We start from the raw sequence: 17,707 nt of genomic DNA, 5'->3' as shown, positions 1-17,707 counted from the left end.
GGATATCAGTGTGTTGGTGGATTTGGCAGATGCACTGGATGTCAGTGTGGATGCATTGTTAAGGGATGATTTAGGTTATCGGGATATTAAGAAAAAAGATTTAGAGGAATATCTGCCATTTATCATTGCTGTCTGTGGTTTTATCGGATATCATATCATGGTAAAATTAGGCATTTCCTTGATACCTGCAGTGATTGGATATTTCGCAGTGATGCATGTATCCCATTATATGATGAGGCAACATACCGATTGTAAACGAGAACAATTATTAGGAAAAGTAAATGCTTTATTTAATTTCTTCGTGATTGAAGGATGCTGTGTACAAGTGATTTTGATTTTTCAAATCGCCAAGATGATGGGTGTTTCACCTATACAATTATTAGGAACAACGACGAATATCGACAATATGTCAGATTTAGGATTTGATTTGGGAACGACGATATTATTATCACTGATTATTGCAGGAATTATAACAGCTTTTATCTTTTTGAAATATATGACGCATACGAAGAAAAGCAATATAGAAAGCAAAGATGAAAATGGGGAATGATTATATGGAAGGGTTTGCGATGCGTTTGACGCAGTTAAGAAAGAAGAAGGGTTATACGCAGGCGCAGCTGGCAGAAAAAATCGGCGTTAGTAATAAGTCTGTTTCACGTGGGGAAAGAGGGATTTCCAAAAGTTAAGGATACTACACGCATAATTCACACTTACCAATGCTTATGCTGAATAACAAATACAAAATTATGGAGGTTCATCATGAGCAAATTCTTATCCTGTGAATTTAAAATCTACACCGCCTGTGTGGAGTTTCGTTTTGCTGATGGCAACATGATTTCTGTAGACTGCACTGCTGTTGAGAGCGAGGTTGCAAACAATATGTATTAGCGGTCAGAGCTGGACTGGCTAATTTACGATGACTTGGTAACTTATGTGGATTTAATTCTCAACGGCAATCGAAGCATACTTGAAAACTGTAACATTATATAAACCTTTGGAATAATTACCATAAATAAAATAAGCCGCCTGTGAGGGCACATATCAATGCTCATAAGGCGGCTTTTTCTGTTATTAAGTTTCTCTTAATGATCTAAGGTACTGAACCTGACTTCATTATTCTATATATTGGCTCAAATATTAGCATTATCCTATCTAATTAATTTTTGAACTGTACATTCCACCAGATGCAATCTCGCAAATTTTAATCTGATTTCACTCGCCAATATCCTTTGGTATCACGATCTAAAAGACGTTCTCCAATCATGTCCCGGCGTATCGTGCAAAAATCATCGTGAAAGTCAGCGATAATTATGTTAACCTCCCGCTCTGAATATATCTTGTCATACTCAAAAGCTTGTACGATAACCTCCAAGACAATACGTTCTTTCTTCTGCTGGGCAGGGATGGATTTTAACTTTCCATATTCAAAAAAAGTGTCAATTATTCGTTGTCTGTACTCAGCATCACGTTGTTGCTGTAAGCCGGCTTCGTCAGACTGTTCCTCTAAAATTTCAAGAATACTGGTTTCAAATATACGTTTATTAAGCGAATACATCATATAGTATTGGCTCTTGTAGGAAGTGACTGCACCAGCATCCGTTAGTTTTTTTAAGTGAAAAGAAACCGTTGCGGCAGTAATTCCAAGCCGTTCTGCCAAGCGTTCCACATACATATCTTCAATAGCCAATGACTTTAGTATTTGCAATCGTGATTTATCGGAAAGGCACTTAAATAAGCGGATGGCCTCTGTTTCTCTCATCGTTTTTCCTCCCAAATCTCAGAGAATTTTAGCTTGATTTCCTGGATGGTTTCAAGTTTGATATTCTCAATCTGCATTTGTTCTATATCACCGTGCGCCTTTGCCTTGTCGTAAGAACTTACCCAATTTGCAGGGATTTGTTCCGTCTTTTTATGAAAAAATTCCTTTATCGCATCGGTATCCCCTTTCCCGATTTTGACTGCAACGGAAAGGATAGTGCGAAAAATATCGTATACATTTGCCCGGATTTTTTCAAAATTAGCTTCATCGTTTCGGTCATCATCAAGAAGTTTTCTCTGCTCCTCTGCGCAGAATGCAATTTGCTTTTCAAACCATTCGTCAAGTTGTTCCAGCTTCTTTTCCATTATTTCTCTACCTCTATTCTGCCGTATCCCACAAAATCGTCGTGGTTATTGGCTTGATTGCTACCACCGAACATAGTATTTGCACCAACCGCAATGTGGAGGGTTCCCACCATTTTTTCATCCAGTACGGTATAGCCACTCAACTCTGTCACATTGGGATTCATTCCGATTCCCAACTCACAAACAACACGGCTCTCCTCTGGCTGTCCAGTAAAATAATTTATGACTGCCGGGATATTGCTGTTCACAATTTTGCCATCGCTAATTTGCAAGATAACATTACTATATTTCGTATCGTCAAGGTACAGCGTATCAAAAAACATGCTGCCCTGTGTCTTGTCCTCAATGGGAGCAATGTAAATTTCTCCGCATGGCAAATCTCCATCTCCGGCATCAATGTGCCATTCTCTCCCTGCAAGTTCCAAATGAAGAACGCAATTCATTCCAGTATGTACAGACACCCTATCTGCACCAGCAAAGGATGCTACCTTTTTTCGACAGGCATCTGCAAGGGCTTCATAGTCTATATCATAGGCACTATTCATCCGCAGAATATAGTCTTGAGGTTTAAGACCAGACTCAGCAGCATTGGCCTCCGTGGGGATTCTGATTTGAACAAATCGCTTAGATTTCATCAACGTATAAAACAGTTGTGACATATATTTACGATAAAGTTCAAACTGTTCTGTCGGGATTTCGTAACCAAGAATAACTGGCTGATAGGCAAAAACATCAAGAACAGCATCAAAATTAGACAGCAGTTCAAAGAATCTTTTATCAAAGCAAGACTCTCTTGCAGAAGAAAAGATTGCACGGTTGATTGTCCGGGACTGTTGAAGCAAAACAGGTGTGGCCCCCAGAGATGCGACAGCTGTTAGAAAGTTATTGGCAATTTCTTTGTCGGCATCTTCACCCCAAAAATGGACGAGTATCATTTCTCCTGTTGATACTCCACTGGCTTTTACAATTTTTCTAATAGTTTCGGTATTCATTGTTATTACCTCCAATCTAAAATTAAATATATCATAGTCACAGTAAAAAAGCAATATTGATTAGATGAACATAAAATCAAATTAAGAGATTACCCGATTTCCTTCTATGGGAATTTAGAGAGTTAAAAAAAATCACACTATAAGCTGTCCCAAAGAGCCACTATGAGATTTCTAAAAATAGCTTGTATGATGAATTTCATATCTAGTCTATGTCATTGCATGATCACAGAAAGGTTCTCTAATAATCATGATACTAAAATCTATGGTAGCGTAAAGCTATCCATCTTTTACTAAAAGCCTGAGTATTTTATGAAGTTAATAAGAAAAAACTCGCGATTTGCGAGCTTTTACTTACCTTTATATTTTTCGTAAATACATTTTAATCCTTTAAATGTTAAGTCACGATCATAGATATCAATTTCATCCGTATTTTTATAAATGATCTTGCCTAAGCCACCAGTAGCGATAACCTTCATATTTACACCCAGTTCTTTTTTGAACTGCTTGATGATATATTCACTTTGTCCAATATATCCATAAACAACACCTGCTTGCATACTACTGGTGGTATTCTTACAAAGGATGGTTTTAGGTTTCTTGATTTCGATTTCAGGCAGTTTCGCAGCTTGGGTCCACATTGCCTGAGCACCCGTTTCAATACCAAACGTAATGGCACCATATTCAAAGTTTCCATGTTCATCTACATAATCAAAAGTTGTGGCAGTACCAAAATCTACAACCAGACAAGGTCCTCCATATTCATAGAAGGCACCTGCCGCATCAACGATACGATCGGCTCCGACAGCTTTTGGATTTTCAGCTTTTACACTGATACCTGTTTTAATGCCAGGACCAACAACGATTGGTTCTTTATGCATATACTTACGAATACTGTTTAAGAATGAATGCATAATCTTTGGCACAACGCTGGATACGATGACATCTTGGATTTCATCGCTTTCCACTTTGCTTGCTTGAAGAAAATTCATTAACATGAATCCATATTCATCACTGGTGCGTTTCATTTTGGTTGTTAGACGATAATTGCCTAACAGTTTGTTCTCTTTATAAATTCCCATGGTAATATTGGTATTACCGATATCAATCACTACTAGCATTTGGAAGCCCCTTTCTTTTCATCCATGATGTCACAAATATGATGCAAAATCGTTTTCCCTAAATCATATTTGCTCATTTTATCGAGGGTTTCGATGGTATCTTTCTTGATGATGGTTGCGACATTGGTATCTGTTTGGAAACCAGCCCCCTCCACCTTCAGATTGTTTGCGATAATCATATCGCAGTTTTTCTTCATTAGTTTTTCTTTTGCATTTTCTATCAGATTTTGTGTTTCCATTGCAAATCCACAAATAACCTGATGTTCTTTTTTATGTTCTCCAAGGTAGGCCAGGATATCAGGATTTTTGACAAATTTGATTTCTAAGGTATCTCCTTGTTTTTTGATTTTATTTTCTGCGATAATCTGAGGACGATAATCACCAACAGCCGCAGCCTTGATGATGATATCCATGTCTTTATAGTTTTCTTTGACAGCTGTAAACATGTCATTGGCTGAAATGATAGGAATCATATGCACATCTGCAGGTGCATCCAATGCTACCGGTCCACTGATCAATGTAACATCTGCGCCCATATTTCTGGCAGCTCTGGCAATTTCATAGCCCATCTTTCCTGAGGAATGGTTGGTGATGAAACGTACAGGATCAAGTGCTTCCTGAGTAGGACCTGCCGTTACCAGAACTTTTTTGCCTTTCAGCAGATTTTCTTCCTGAAGTAGGGATTCAATACGTTCTTCGATAAAATCAATGTCTGCTAGTTTGCCTTTTCCATTATCACCGCATGCCAGATAACCAACTTCTGGTGCGACGATTTCATATCCCAATGCGATACATTCTTTGATATTTCGCTTCGTAACGGGATTTTCATACATATTGGTATTCATTGCCGGTGCAATTAATTTCTTACATGTTGCGGCAAGGAAGGTCGTTGTTAACATATCATCAGCGATGCCATGGACAACTTTCGCTATCACATTGGCACTGGCAGGTACGATCACAAAGATGTCTGCACGTTTTGCGATGGATATATGTTTTACACTGCGATCAGCCACTTTTTCAAAAGTGGAAACCATCACGTTGTGTTTTGTTAGTGACTCAAAAGTTAATGGGGAAATAAATTCGGTGGCATTTTTTGTCATGATGACTTCTACATCATAACCTTTTTTTATCAGATTACTGCAAAGCTGTGCGCTTTTGAAAGCAGCAATACCGCCAGTAACCCCCAATACTACTGTTTTTTTCATACGTTTACCTCCCAGGATTTTGTTCCTGTTAAAGTCGTCTTTTATTATAACGCAAGTAGTGGTTCACCACAATAGTTTTAAAATTAAAAATGAGAAAATTTTCACAAGCTATTTTTACATAAAAGAGCTGAAACAGGATACTATGAATTTTTATGTTCAGCGTATATAATATAAGAAAGAGAGAGGATGGTGTCCTATGAAAATCGTCACAACCAAAACTATGAAAGAAATGGATCGTATCGCAATGGAGGAATATCATATTCCGGGTGTGGTTTTGATGGAACATGCGGCCATGGCGGTAAAAAAACATGTGGATCTTGTCGCAGATAAAAATAAACATATCGTGATATTATGTGGTCCCGGCAATAATGGAGGAGATGGTTTTGCTTTGGCAAGGCTGTTAAAGCAGGATGGATATGAGCAAGTGATGATCTTTTGTAATGTGCCATTTGAAAAGATGTCCCATGATGAAAAAATCTATGCGGCTATCGCAGGCAGCTACCATATTCCCATTTATCAAAGTGAAGATTTAAAAGAAGTAAAGAAAATGTTTGCCTCAGCGGATATCGTCATTGATGCCTTGTTTGGCACAGGCTTATCCAGAAATATTGAAGGTTTTTATGATCAGTTGATTTTAACGTTAAATACCATGCATAAATATGTAATCAGTATTGATATCGCCAGTGGAATCAACGGGGACAGTGGGGCAATTATGGGATGTGGCATACAAGCCACAAAAACAGTATCTTTGGTATGTTATAAGCCAGGTAATGTGATGTATCCTGGTAGTGCTTATTGTGGGGATGTTGTGGTAGAGGATATCGCAATGCCACAGGAGATTATTGCCAAAAGTAATGGAAATGAAGTTATGGATGATGATTTGATTGCGTCTTTTTTGCCTAAACGACAAGCTCATAGTAATAAAGGCAGTTATGGTAAAGCATTGATGATAGGAGGTAGTATGCGAATGCATGGTGCACTTGCCATGTGCGCAAAAGCTGCACTTTCCAGTGGCATTGGTACCTTGACGATTGCTCTTCCTTCCAGCATTCATGCGATTATGGCAGGAAAGATGGAAGAATGCATGCTGCTTCCTTTATCTGATGAAGATGGCTATTTTTCAGAAAAGAGTGCTGAAGAGTTAAAAGATCAGCTGGATCTGTTTGATTTTGTGACCATTGGCAATGGCATGGGTAGAGGAAAAGGTGCGAATGCACTAGTGGAACTGGTATTAAAAAGCAATCTGCCATGTATCCTGGATGGAGATGCCTTATATCTTGTGGGCAAACATCCGGAATGGTTAAAACGCAAAGCGCCAACGATTTTAACACCACATCCAAAAGAAATGAGTTATTTATCCGCTCGCAAATTAGATGATGTTTTAAATGATCCAATGGAGGTCGTACAAACATTTCTAAAAGGCTATGGCAATATCACTTTGATTTATAAAAATGAACATACCATCGTTTGCAACAAAGCGTTCAGCTATATGAATCTGGCTGGTAATAATGCACTTGCGAAAGGTGGCAGTGGGGATGTATTATGTGGCATGCTTTGTGGATTATATGGCCAAAGCAAGGATGCTTTAAAAAGTGCCTGTTGTGCAGTATATGTTCATGCAAGATGTGCAGATGAATTAATCAAGGCCAAAGATTATAATGCTATATTAGCTAAGGATATTATTGAAGAATCATCTCATATATATAAAGAATTGAGGAACCGACAATGAAGCATATCCAACAATTAGAGAAACAACAAATTCCCCAGGCATTGGATCTGGCATGGGAAGTGTTTGAAAAATATGTAGGAATTGATTATACACAAAGAGGAATTGATGAATTTTATCAGTTTCTTCATACACCATCACTTACGAAGCCACTTGTATACTATGGCGCATTTGATAAAAATCAGATGATTGGAATGATAGCGATGCGAAACAATCATATTGCGTTGTTTTTTGTGAAGGATACACATCAACATCTTGGTATTGGCAAAGCTTTATTTACGTATATGTTAACGCAGATTCCCGATCACAGGATCAGTGTAAATTCATCCCCATATGCAACAGAAATTTATCGTGAACTGGGGTTTTGTGCAACGGAGCATATGAAAGAAGAAAACGGTATTCGTTTCCTTCCTATGTTTTACAATCGCTAACTTATGAAAATTATTATAGCACCAGCCAAAAAGATGCGAAATGATGTGGACTATTTATCGCCAAAACAGCAGCCAGTATTTGAGAAAGATGCGAAAAAACTGTTGAAGCAGTTAAAAACATGCTCCATATCAGAAATCAAAAGAACATTAAAAACCAGTGATACGATTGCCAAAGAAGCATTTCTTATGTATCGCATGATGGATTTTAAACAAGCAGGAACACCAGCGCTGTTAGCCTACGATGGTATTCAGTATACCTATATGGCACCTGGTATATTTCCTGATGAATATTTTGCCTATGTAGAAGAGCATTTACGTATCCTGTCAGGTTTTTATGGCATCTTATCGCCATTTGATGCAATATATCCTTATCGTTTAGAATTAGATAATCGTATACCAAGACATGGATTTGAGAATTTATACCAGTTTTGGGGGAAGCGAATCTATCAACAATTAACCAAAGAGGATCATGAAATATTAGATTTAGCAAGCCGGCAATATTCCCATGTAATTACGCGTTATTTAAATAAAAATGATCGATATGTACGCTGTTACTTTATGGAAGAGGAACAAGGTACATATAAGGAAAAAGGCGTTTATGTGAAGATGGCAAGAGGTGCCATGGTGCGCTATTTGGCACAGATACAGGCCCAACATGTAGAAGACGCAAAAAACTTTCAGGAGCTTGGTTATAGTTATCATGAAGAACTATCAAAAAAAGATGCTTACGTATTTACAAGAAAGAAGGACAAAGCATGAAACAATACACATTTGATATCAATGGACATCAGGTGGAAGCAGAATATGAAGAAACGTTTATAGAAGAAGTCGTAAAACCTTTGATGAAACAATGGGAAGAAATGGTGGAAAAGAAAAAACATCGCATTATCGTATTTTTGGCAGCACCTCCTGCTGCTGGAAAATCCACTCTTGCGGCCTTGTTTGAATATCTGTCCATACAAGAAGGCGGTAAGCGGATACAGGCATTGGGTATGGATGGTTTTCATCACTATCAATCTTACATCTTATCGCACAGCGTAGAAGTTGATGGTAAAATGGTATCGATGAAATCAGTAAAAGGATGTCCAGAAAGCTTTGACTACAAGCGTTTTAAAACATTGCTGGAAAAGGTTAAAGAAGAAGATATCCGTTGGCCGTATTATAATCGTGTAAAACATGATGTTGAGGATGATGTGATTGCGGTACATGCACCCATTATTGTACTAGAAGGAAATTATCTGTTGTTGGATGAAGCACCATGGAAGGAATTACAGACCATGTGTGATGATTCTATTTTCATCACCACAAACAGTGATGCTGTAAAAACCCGTTTAATCAATCGTAAGATGAAGGGCGGGGCACTGCCACATGAGGCCGTTGCCTTTTATGAAAACAGCGATGGAAAAAATGTAGAACGTGTATTAGCACATAAACTGCCTGCCCATACAACGCTTATATATGATGGCAAAACATATAAAAAGAGTAAATGATGAATGTGCGCTCATTTACTCTTTTTTAGTGGACCATCATAACGCATGATACCACCTAAATCCACGACATGATCATATCCGTTTTTCACAAGATACTGACATGCCCGTTTACTTCTGGCACCGCTATGACAGTAAATATATAAAGGGGAATGCTTATCCGGATAACGATGCGTGATACTTCCAATTTCTTGTAAAGGAAGATTGCTGCTGCCTAAAATATGCCCCTCATCATATTCCTCTTTTGTCCTTACATCAATCAAATGAATGGAGGTATTTTTACGATACTCGGCGATTCCTGCTTCTATTGATTGTTTATCATAGGTTTCTTTTTTGAAAAATAACATTCGTTCACGGTCCTTTTCAAATACTCTATCATATCCATAAGAAGGAAAAAGGTGACAAAGTCACAAATCCATGCCATATTATAAGAACACGTATGATATAATATATAAGGAAAAAACAGGAGGAACAGAATGAAAGATATACAATTATATTATCCAGTGCTTGATCAATACACCCAGATACAGGAGCTTGCCTGTATACAAGTTAAGGCAAAAGAAATCTTAAAACAACCATATATGCAGTGTGCAGGATTTCCGCTGCTTACCAAAGGGGCATTACGGATCACACAGATATTAGAAAATGGAGAAGAAAGCTTTCTTTATGATTTAAAGCCTGGGGATTATTGTCATGAAGTCATGAACTGTCTAATTAAACAAAACAGTGGAAATATCAAATCAATGGCTTTGGTAGACAGTACGATTTATCTGGTTTCTCCTGCCTTCTTTCAAAATGTATTGATGAAAGATGCTGCCTTCCTGTTAGCGGTATATAGTGATGCAATTACAAAGATGCATAAGCTAATGGCAAATAACCAGTTGAAAAATGAATCAGTAGAAGAACGATTATTAGGCTATCTGATCTCACAAACAACCTCACGCATTTATGTCACACATAAAGATATCGCTTTTGAACTGCACAGTGCACGTGAAGTGATATCCCGTAAATTAAAAGAATATGAACAATATGGCTGGGTGGTACTTGGAAAAGGAAAAATAGAAATTATTGACATTTTGGCATTAGAAAAAGAATACAGAAAGGTAAAGAGGTGAAGCATATGCTAATCATGGAGCAATTACGCGATATTGAAAAATTCAGTGATCTGGAGCAACGTGTCGCAGATGAAATATTAAAAGATCCCAAAGCAACATTGAATCTAACAATTGAGGATTTAGCGAAAAAAGCGTATACCTCAACGGCAACGATTGTGCGCTTGTGTAAAAAACTGGGTATGAGTGGCTATGGTGAATTTAAAATCAAGCTGGCTACGGAAATCAATACCTTCGTTTTACAGACAGAGCGTATCATGCAGGAAATGCCAATCAGAAAAGAAGAAACGCCACAGGATATTCTGCAGATCATGGTAAACCTGCATTATCAGGCATTAACGGATGCCTTTCACTCCATGGATATCGAAGCCATGAACAAAGCCGTTGATTTATTGGAGAATGCTGATATCATCACCCTTTATGGAAGGGAAGAATCCTTATTGATCGCAGAAGATCTACATTTAAAATTCAAACGGATCGGCATGCCTTGTGTACTTGAAGCAATGCACGGCTTTCAAAATCCTACATTATATCGCAAAGATCAAAAGCAAGTTGCTTTAATATTCAGCCGCTATGCCGATTCACCTGATTTTAAACAGTTGTTTCAGATGCTTCGCCTGCATGAGATTCCCATGATTGTGGTGACTGCGAATAAAGAAAGTGTACTGGCAAAAATGAGTGAAGCACTGATTTTATTTGATAATGATGAAAGTATATTAAAGATGGGTTCTTTTGGTTCCCGTACCAGTATGCTGTATGTATCAGACTGTATCTATATGATGTTATTTTCCAGACATTTTGAAGATAATAAAGAACGCCTAAAAAACTATTACGTACATATGAAATTAAAATAATAAAAAAAGAAAAAGGAGAAGCATATGCTGGATATATTAATTAAAAATGCAAATCAGGGGAACTTGAAACATGTCAATATTCGTATTCCAAAGCAAAGTCTTTGTGTATTATGCGGCGTCAGTGGATCTGGGAAATCCACTTTGGCGATTGATGTATTGTTTCAGGAATGCCAGCGACAATATCTGGAAGCAATGGGGATGCAGGGCATACAAAAACCAGATGTAGAAGAAATCCGTAACGTATCACCAGCATTATTGATCAAAGCAAAGGCCTATGCCAATCAACCACGTTCCTCTTTGGGGACTATTACCAATATCTATACCGATTTGCGTATGATCTATGAAAAATTATCCATCAGGGAATGTCCGGTATGTCATCAGCGAATCGCACAGATGGCATGCAGAGAAGAATGTGAAAAAGATGGTGAAGAATTTCATGTATCTATCTATTGTGAAGCATGTGGTCATAAAATTGATAAATTGACACGTTCTCATTTTTCCTTCCATACAAGAGAGGGCGCATGTGAAACATGTCATGGACTAGGCTATGTTTATGCCATAGATGAAACAAAACTGATTAATGAAGCCAAAACTCTGAAACAAGGAGCTATCGCCATATGGGAGCATCGTTATCTGGATTATATGATAGAAACATTGCAAAAGATGTTTGCTTATTATCATATCGAAGATGTTACACCTCTTCCTTTAAACATGTGGTCATATATACAAAAACGCATGTTGTTTTATGGAGTAGAAGATGAAAAAGTAAAACAGGCATTTCCTGATATCAAGCCACCTAAAAATACCATGGAGGGCAGAATGGAAGGCCTAATTCCATCCATTCACAAAAAAATAGCGGAAGCTAAAGGAATTAAAAAACAGCTGGAACCATATATCTATACCAAAACTTGCCCTGATTGTGGTGGGGATAAACTACAAAAATACGCAAGAGAAGCAATCGTACATGATGCAACAATTACCTCATTGACACGTTTAACTCTGGAAGAATTAGCCAGCTGGGTCATAGAGTTAGAAGATAGTTTATCACCAGATGAGAAACAACAGGTGGATGTATATCTGTTGGATTTAAAAACCAAGATCAATCGTCTACAGAAAGTCGGTTTGGGATATCTTCAGCTGGAAAGACAGACATCTACCTTATCCGGAGGAGAAGCACAACGCATGCAGCTAGCCGCCGCATTAGACAGTGAGCTAACCGGTATTCTGTATGTATTAGATGAGCCAACACGTGGACTTCATCCACAAGACAGCCAGGGTGTCATTGATATCTTAAAAGCCATGCGTGATAAAGGCAATACGATGTTAGTGATTGAACATGATGTTGATGTATTAAAAGAAAGTGACTATATAATAGAAGTAGGTCCACAGGCAGGAAACTATGGGGGAAGCATCATTGCCAGAGGTACCTATGAAGAAATCATGCAGCATCCAGACAGTATCATCAAACAATATATGCAAGAAGATATCAGTATCAAAGAAAAAAAGCGCCCGGATAAATTTATGTGGATCAAAGATGCCTGTGCCCATAATTTAAAACATGTAGACGCATGTTTCGCTTTACAGGCATTCAATGTTGTCACAGGTGTCAGTGGATCAGGAAAAAGCACACTGGTCTTTGATGAATTAGCCAAACAAAAAGAACGCCTTCAAAAAGAATATGGCTTTGATCAGATCATACAGGTAAGACAACAGGCCATCACCACGATGAAACGCAGCAATGTGGCAACGTATATTCATGCTTATGATGAAATACGCAAGCTATACGCTTCACAGCCCCTTGCCAAAGCCAAAGGCTTTACTTCTTCCACTTTCTCCTTTAACTCAAAAGGTGGAAGATGTGAGCGTTGTGAAGGTATGGGAACCATCAAAAGCAATCTCTTGTTTTTTGAAGATATTGAAATCGTATGTCCACTGTGTCATGGTGCCCAGTTTGAAAAAGAAGTCCTCCAGATCAAATACAAAGGATATTCCATCCACGAGCTGTTGAAACAATCCGTGGAAGAAGCCTTCCTGTTATTCAAAGACAATCGCAAGCTCTATAAGATATTCTCCTTAATGAAAGAAGCAGGACTTGGCTATCTTATGCTACATCAGCCAATGACTTCCTTATCATCCGGAGAATTACAACGCCTTCAGTTCGTCAAAGAAATCTTAGATACCCGTGGTAAAAAACGTCTGTACTTACTTGATGAACCTACCATTGGTTTACATCCACAAGATGTAAACCGCTTCCTCGACATGTTGACAAAAATGAAAGAAGCAGGCAATACACTCATTGTGGTAGAACACAACCTGCAGGTGATCAGGGAAGCTGACTGGATCGTAGATCTAGGCCCACAAGGTGGAAATGAAGGAGGACAAGTCCTTGTATGTGGTCAGATACAGGATGTTTGTGCCTGTGAACAGTCTATTACTGGGCAGTTTCTTGAAGTAAAATAAAATAAAAAAACAATGTCAAGCATAATTTTTAAACAAATTTCAAATATTACATACTCATCGTCCCTTGAAATACGTATTTTATACGCTATAAGGGGCGATTTTTCTATGTTTTTCCAGTATTTTCCATAAATGGCCAATTATTATATCACAAATTTGTCATGGTATATACCAAAATATGAATTTTTTTTAAAATTCAGAAATATTTCGATAATATGGCTTAAAATCAGGGGTTAAAAACGCAAAAATCTGAAAATTGAGCAATTTTGGTCTATACCATTGACTTGGTCTATACCATGTATTAAAATGTAATCGTATTCAGAAAGACAACAAAAAAGAGGGATTTACTCACAGATTTATTTACAAGAAAGGTGGTTAGGCTATGGATCAGGTTTATCGCATTGGCAGACGGTTAGGGAAATTAATGCTGGCTTTACTGATGGTTGTTTCATTGTTTGATTTGACAAGCTTATTTGCCAATGATGAAACAAATGCGCCTGCAAAAGTTATACAGTTATGTGATGAAGAAAACATTCAAAGTACAGAAGATGGTGAATTACTGATCCCATGGAGCAGTACCATTGAAACAACAGATGAAAACATGTTGCTGTATAACGATTATGAAAATACGATGCAGGATAACCTGTATGCAACACCTGATACACTAAATCTTCAAATCGTTGATCACACAGGTGGGAAACAGATTGAATTGGTAGAAGGTACTGATTATGAATTGTATTATACAAATCCTAGTGATGGATTGTTCACAATGAATAAAGAAGATGCAGCACAGTTTACACACTTCAAAATCATGTTCACAGATAAAACAAAAACATTCAGTAACATGATGATTAAATACAATACACATGCAAAGATTGCGGATGTTAAAGAAAATGAACAGGAAAGAAAATTTCTAAATGAAGCAACATTCAAAATTAAAACAGATTACTGGATTACAGAAACCGCAACTTACACTTATACAAATCCAAATTTCAAACCAGTTGAAAACAGTATGAACGCTCAAGAAAACGTAAATGCCATTTACGCACCAAGAGAATTCACTTGGGAAGATGATACAGTAAAAATCAAAGCAAGCGTTACACAAAGAGATATTCCAGATAATGCAGTGATGAAAGCTGAACGAGTAACGGAATCAGCTGACAAAGAAAACAACATCATCACAGAAATCTTAGATCAAGCATCTGGAACAAAATACTACTACCAAGTAACATTTACATCAAACGATGAAGTTGTAGCAATTGATCAAAGCAAGATCAAGTTTGAATCTAGTGTGAAACCAAGCGTTAAATCTAAGCTACAATATAGATCAGCTAGATCAACCGCTTATGATGAGAGCGGAGATGATCCTGATACATCTGTAGGTAATTATCCTAATAATTACAAGGTGTGGAGAACTGATGAAAATAGGAATCATAACCAAGAATATAAATTTGGAGATTTTGGTGAACAGTACAATTTATTCTACATTCTAGGTAATTATAACGTATTTACGTTTAATTATTACTATGGAACACACGTTGTAGGGCCGATGATTGTAGGTGGTGAGGCCGCTAAACAATCGGCAAATGGTAATGGTGAGGCAGCTATTGGGGATGGAAAATTAAATATTGGTGGGACCACTACTAGAGTTGATAGTCCACACAATGCTCCAACATATATAAAAGGTAATGCGAATATTGTAAATACTATTCAGACGGATTCAAATGTTCCATTTTTTGTAGGAAAGACGAATAGCACATCTAAATATACTATACAAGATATTGATGACAAAAATTATTACAATTATTATTACAGTGATAATTATGTTGATTTTAACAAAGCCGAAGCCGAAATTGATTCTCAATTAAGTCAGTTAGCTAAATTCGAAGGTTATGATACAAATGGCAAGTTTGTTGAAAAAGTGAACATTAATGCTGATGATTTAGTAGTTGGGAAAAAAAGCGATAGTTATGAAGTTGTTTCAAGTAATGAAGAACAATTTAAGACTGTTCTTAAAATCAAATTAGGATATAATTACGTTTTTGATAAAGGGGCATTTGAAAAAATAGATGCTATCATCTATGATTATGAAAGTTTAAATGAAGCCACTCAAACTACCACATTTATTAATGTGCCTGATGATTATACAACTTCAGAGGCGGCTTATGGTGGCCTGCATATGCCTTATATTTTCAAAAGTAAAAGCGATGCACTAGGGAGTACAGAAGCAGTAACAGATATTGGCGCATATCAATTTGCTAGTTCAGAAGTAGAAAAGGGTATAAATATTGCATATTTTATGCCAAATGCTCAACAAATTAAAATTGGGTTTAATAAAGCTGGAGAGACAAGTGGATTAAATAAACTTGTTGGTCATTTGGTAGCACCAAAGGCTAATGTTGATATAAGAAGTGGAGATTACAACGGTTCCATTATAGCGAAACAAGTAAGCTCCACTGCAGAAGGTCATATGTGGCCATTCAAAACAGATTTAAGTTTTGGCTTTAATAAATTAGTAGATGGTAGAATGCCAAATGATGATGAAACATTTTATTTTAAATTAGAGACTATATGTAGCCCAGATGGAGCTTCAACTAATGTATCCTCCAAAACAGTAAAGAGTGATGAAGTAGGTAATATAAATTTTGATATGAATTTATATACCAAAGAAGGTATATATAAATATAAGGTATCCGAGGTATATCAAAATACAAATGAATATGAAGAAAATTCACAAAGCTTTTACATCTTAGTGGATGTAATAAAAAATAGTAGTGATGTAGGTTATGGACAATTAAAAGCTGAAGTAACAGGCTACTATAGAAACGTAGAATGTACTGATCAAATTGATTTATCACAAGGTTCAGAAGCTTTAACTTTCAAGAATACTAGAAAAACAAGTGTTAAAGTAAATAAAGAATGGTTTGATACAGATGGTAATACAGCGTTAGATGAAAGCCATAAAAAACCTATTCAAGTGCAATTAAAACAGCATTCGTCAATTAGAGAAGGTTATAAGATTAAATACAAAGTCTATTACAAAAATCAATTGATTAAGGAATTGAATACTGAAACACCTCCTATAAAAGCTGCAAGTCAATTAAAGGCTTCTACAAATCATGATAAGGATAGTAGTGATTATTATTATTTAGATGATATTGTTGTGCTTGGTAATTCAGATTTCTCATTAGATCATAGCAATTATGAGAAAAGCTTGCAGAATACTTCTAAATATAATGGGGTTGATATTAATTTAATTAATATTCAATCAGATACTACGGTTAAAATATACTATGGATGTAGTAATCCTGCTGGTTTAGATTTAGATAAAAACAATATTAAATTAGAATATGGTAAATCTAATGATTTTACCACAGAAACTAAAGGTGAAATAGTCAATTATGGTAATTTGATTGACTTAAATAGCGAAAATAGTTGGACACATACTTTTGAAAATTTACCTGTGAGTAAATTTGAAAATGGCAAAAACTATAGTTATACTTATTCTATTGAGGAAATTAATTCATTAGATAATTTCAATACTGAATATAATAATAACGATGGAATATTGTCTGGTATTATTACAGTTAAGAATATATTAAAGCCTGTAGATTTAACAATTCAAAAGAAAAGTTCAACAGGAAATAGTAATTATTTAGGTAATGCAACATTTAATGTATACAAATATAGTGATATACAGAATGGGGCACCGCTTAAATTTAATGAAATAAATGGTGGATATCAATTAAGCGACTCAGGTGAAGTTGATTTAGTTACACCAACAACAGGCGATAGACAAGGATTGATAAAAATTGTTGATATGCCGTATGGAGATTATGTATTTGAAGAAACTAATGCTCCATCTGGCTTTGTGGTTGACAATAAATATATTTATGTTCATATAGATTATGAACCAAGTAATAGTTATTATCAATTGATGGGAAATAGTAAAGTCCCTAATGAAAATATGAATAGAGTAAAATTAGATTTAACGGAAGCTGATACCAGTAAAATTCAATTGAAATTTGCTGTAGAAAATACACCAAATATAGATGTCCCAGAAACAGGAGGAACACCTAATGATAGGTATCAGAAACTAGGATTCTTACTCGCTTGTACTGGACTTGCAATGTATGCAATATATGAAGTCAAGCGTAAAAAGAATAAAGAAAAAAGTACAAATTAGGAAAGAGAGGAAAAC

16 protein-coding genes and 1 pseudogene are annotated in these 17,707 nt (G+C 36.5%); 11 read left to right on the top strand and 6 right to left on the bottom strand.

Translation table 11 applies throughout. The features are described 5' to 3' along the window. Positions 1 to 22 precede the first annotated feature (22 nt). From DW114_RS05620 to DW114_RS05610, 3 genes and pseudogenes are all read left to right on the top strand, one after another. A complete protein-coding gene (locus tag DW114_RS05620; protein ID WP_147322610.1) occupies positions 23 to 550 on the top strand; it encodes a hypothetical protein in 528 nt (175 codons plus the stop codon). Then, positions 534 to 686, top strand: a complete 153-nt coding sequence (locus tag DW114_RS05615; protein ID WP_233509532.1) for a helix-turn-helix domain-containing protein — start codon at positions 534 to 536, stop codon at positions 684 to 686. Before DW114_RS05620 ends, DW114_RS05615 begins: the two co-directional genes overlap by 17 nt. A 73-nt stretch (positions 687 to 759) precedes the next feature. Then, a pseudogene (locus tag DW114_RS05610) lies at positions 760 to 990 on the top strand (DUF6061 family protein). Positions 991 to 1,201: 211 nt separating this feature from the next. On the opposite strand, the gene DW114_RS05605 reads toward DW114_RS05610, so the two are convergent. From DW114_RS05605 to coaBC, 5 genes are all read right to left on the bottom strand, one after another. After that, positions 1,202 to 1,759 (bottom strand): metalloregulator ArsR/SmtB family transcription factor, encoded by a 558-nt coding sequence (locus tag DW114_RS05605; RefSeq protein WP_117452804.1) that lies wholly within the window; start codon positions 1,757 to 1,759, stop codon positions 1,202 to 1,204. Then, positions 1,756 to 2,124 carry a hypothetical protein gene (locus DW114_RS05600; protein WP_117452803.1) on the bottom strand — a complete coding sequence of 123 codons (369 nt, stop codon included), beginning with the start codon at positions 2,122 to 2,124 and terminating at the stop codon, positions 1,756 to 1,758. The genes DW114_RS05605 and DW114_RS05600 overlap by 4 nt, the downstream gene beginning before the upstream one ends. Next, positions 2,124 to 3,116: an aminopeptidase gene (locus tag DW114_RS05595; protein WP_117452802.1), complete on the bottom strand. Its 993-nt coding sequence runs from the start codon at positions 3,114 to 3,116 to the stop codon at positions 2,124 to 2,126. The genes DW114_RS05600 and DW114_RS05595 overlap by 1 nt, the downstream gene beginning before the upstream one ends. 347 nt (positions 3,117 to 3,463) lie before the next feature. Next, positions 3,464 to 4,234, bottom strand: a complete 771-nt coding sequence (locus tag DW114_RS05590) for a type III pantothenate kinase (RefSeq protein WP_117452801.1) — start codon at positions 4,232 to 4,234, stop codon at positions 3,464 to 3,466. Continuing rightward, positions 4,228 to 5,439 carry a bifunctional phosphopantothenoylcysteine decarboxylase/phosphopantothenate--cysteine ligase CoaBC gene (gene coaBC, locus DW114_RS05585; RefSeq protein WP_117452800.1) on the bottom strand — a complete coding sequence of 404 codons (1,212 nt, stop codon included), beginning with the start codon at positions 5,437 to 5,439 and terminating at the stop codon, positions 4,228 to 4,230. The genes DW114_RS05590 and coaBC overlap by 7 nt, the downstream gene beginning before the upstream one ends. A gap of 196 nt (positions 5,440 to 5,635) precedes the next feature. Between coaBC and DW114_RS05580 the strand changes: the two genes are divergently transcribed. Genes DW114_RS05580 through DW114_RS05565 form a run of 4 tightly spaced genes read left to right on the top strand, consistent with a single transcriptional unit; the run spans position 5,636 to position 9,086 of the window. Further along, complete coding sequence (locus DW114_RS05580; protein WP_117452799.1) at positions 5,636 to 7,168, top strand: NAD(P)H-hydrate dehydratase; 1,533 nt, start codon at positions 5,636 to 5,638, stop codon at positions 7,166 to 7,168. Then, the gene (locus DW114_RS05575; protein ID WP_117452798.1) at positions 7,165 to 7,596 is read left to right on the top strand and encodes a GNAT family N-acetyltransferase; all 432 of its coding nucleotides are present in this window, start codon (positions 7,165 to 7,167) and stop codon (positions 7,594 to 7,596) included. Before DW114_RS05580 ends, DW114_RS05575 begins: the two co-directional genes overlap by 4 nt. A 3-nt stretch (positions 7,597 to 7,599) precedes the next feature. Next, complete coding sequence (gene yaaA, locus DW114_RS05570; protein WP_117452797.1) at positions 7,600 to 8,355, top strand: peroxide stress protein YaaA; 756 nt, start codon at positions 7,600 to 7,602, stop codon at positions 8,353 to 8,355. Then, complete coding sequence (locus tag DW114_RS05565; RefSeq protein WP_117452796.1) at positions 8,352 to 9,086, top strand: nucleoside/nucleotide kinase family protein; 735 nt, start codon at positions 8,352 to 8,354, stop codon at positions 9,084 to 9,086. The genes yaaA and DW114_RS05565 overlap by 4 nt, the downstream gene beginning before the upstream one ends. Before the next feature lie 11 nt (positions 9,087 to 9,097). On the opposite strand, the gene DW114_RS05560 is transcribed toward DW114_RS05565, so the two are convergent. Next, the gene (locus DW114_RS05560; RefSeq protein ID WP_117452795.1) at positions 9,098 to 9,430 is read right to left on the bottom strand and encodes a rhodanese-like domain-containing protein; all 333 of its coding nucleotides are present in this window, start codon (positions 9,428 to 9,430) and stop codon (positions 9,098 to 9,100) included. A 129-nt stretch (positions 9,431 to 9,559) separates the two neighbouring features. Between DW114_RS05560 and DW114_RS05555 the strand changes: the two genes are divergently transcribed. The 4 genes from DW114_RS05555 to DW114_RS05540 all read left to right on the top strand — a co-directional run bounded on the left by DW114_RS05555 (position 9,560) and on the right by DW114_RS05540 (position 17,692). After that, the gene (locus tag DW114_RS05555) at positions 9,560 to 10,198 is read left to right on the top strand and encodes a Crp/Fnr family transcriptional regulator (RefSeq protein WP_117452794.1); all 639 of its coding nucleotides are present in this window, start codon (positions 9,560 to 9,562) and stop codon (positions 10,196 to 10,198) included. Positions 10,199 to 10,203: 5 nt separating this feature from the next. After that, on the top strand, positions 10,204 to 11,049 hold the full coding sequence (locus DW114_RS05550; protein WP_117452793.1) for a MurR/RpiR family transcriptional regulator: 846 nt from the start codon (positions 10,204 to 10,206) through the stop codon (positions 11,047 to 11,049). A gap of 24 nt (positions 11,050 to 11,073) precedes the next feature. Beyond that, positions 11,074 to 13,509, top strand: coding sequence for an AAA family ATPase (locus DW114_RS05545; protein ID WP_117452792.1), 2,436 nt, complete (start codon positions 11,074 to 11,076; stop codon positions 13,507 to 13,509). Positions 13,510 to 13,888: 379 nt separating this feature from the next. Further along, positions 13,889 to 17,692: a collagen-binding domain-containing protein gene (locus DW114_RS05540; protein ID WP_117452791.1), complete on the top strand. Its 3,804-nt coding sequence runs from the start codon at positions 13,889 to 13,891 to the stop codon at positions 17,690 to 17,692. Positions 17,693 to 17,707: the final 15 nt, after the last annotated feature.

This window comes from Absiella sp. AM09-50 (assembly GCF_003433845.1).
Taxonomy (GTDB): domain Bacteria; phylum Bacillota_I; class Bacilli_A; order Erysipelotrichales; family Erysipelotrichaceae; genus Hoskinsella; species Hoskinsella hominis.
This window is presented reverse-complemented; position numbering and strand designations above follow the sequence as displayed.

What these genes read in the sequence shown, in the direction of transcription:
- DW114_RS05615 (WP_233509532.1), top strand. Translation starts at nt 534, where the DNA reads ATGAAAATGGGGAATGATTATATGGAAGGGTTTGCGATGCGTTTGACG.
- DW114_RS05605 (WP_117452804.1), bottom strand. Translation starts at nt 1,759, where the DNA reads ATGAGAGAAACAGAGGCCATCCGCTTATTTAAGTGCCTTTCCGATAAA.
- DW114_RS05600 (WP_117452803.1), bottom strand. Translation starts at nt 2,124, where the DNA reads ATGGAAAAGAAGCTGGAACAACTTGACGAATGGTTTGAAAAGCAAATT.
- DW114_RS05595 (WP_117452802.1), bottom strand. Translation starts at nt 3,116, where the DNA reads ATGAATACCGAAACTATTAGAAAAATTGTAAAAGCCAGTGGAGTATCA.
- DW114_RS05590 (WP_117452801.1), bottom strand. Translation starts at nt 4,234, where the DNA reads ATGCTAGTAGTGATTGATATCGGTAATACCAATATTACCATGGGAATT.
- coaBC (WP_117452800.1), bottom strand. Translation starts at nt 5,439, where the DNA reads ATGAAAAAAACAGTAGTATTGGGGGTTACTGGCGGTATTGCTGCTTTC.
- DW114_RS05580 (WP_117452799.1), top strand. Translation starts at nt 5,636, where the DNA reads ATGAAAATCGTCACAACCAAAACTATGAAAGAAATGGATCGTATCGCA.
- DW114_RS05575 (WP_117452798.1), top strand. Translation starts at nt 7,165, where the DNA reads ATGAAGCATATCCAACAATTAGAGAAACAACAAATTCCCCAGGCATTG.
- yaaA (WP_117452797.1), top strand. Translation starts at nt 7,600, where the DNA reads ATGAAAATTATTATAGCACCAGCCAAAAAGATGCGAAATGATGTGGAC.
- DW114_RS05565 (WP_117452796.1), top strand. Translation starts at nt 8,352, where the DNA reads ATGAAACAATACACATTTGATATCAATGGACATCAGGTGGAAGCAGAA.
- DW114_RS05560 (WP_117452795.1), bottom strand. Translation starts at nt 9,430, where the DNA reads ATGTTATTTTTCAAAAAAGAAACCTATGATAAACAATCAATAGAAGCA.
- DW114_RS05555 (WP_117452794.1), top strand. Translation starts at nt 9,560, where the DNA reads ATGAAAGATATACAATTATATTATCCAGTGCTTGATCAATACACCCAG.
- DW114_RS05550 (WP_117452793.1), top strand. Translation starts at nt 10,204, where the DNA reads ATGCTAATCATGGAGCAATTACGCGATATTGAAAAATTCAGTGATCTG.
- DW114_RS05545 (WP_117452792.1), top strand. Translation starts at nt 11,074, where the DNA reads ATGCTGGATATATTAATTAAAAATGCAAATCAGGGGAACTTGAAACAT.
- DW114_RS05540 (WP_117452791.1), top strand. Translation starts at nt 13,889, where the DNA reads ATGGATCAGGTTTATCGCATTGGCAGACGGTTAGGGAAATTAATGCTG.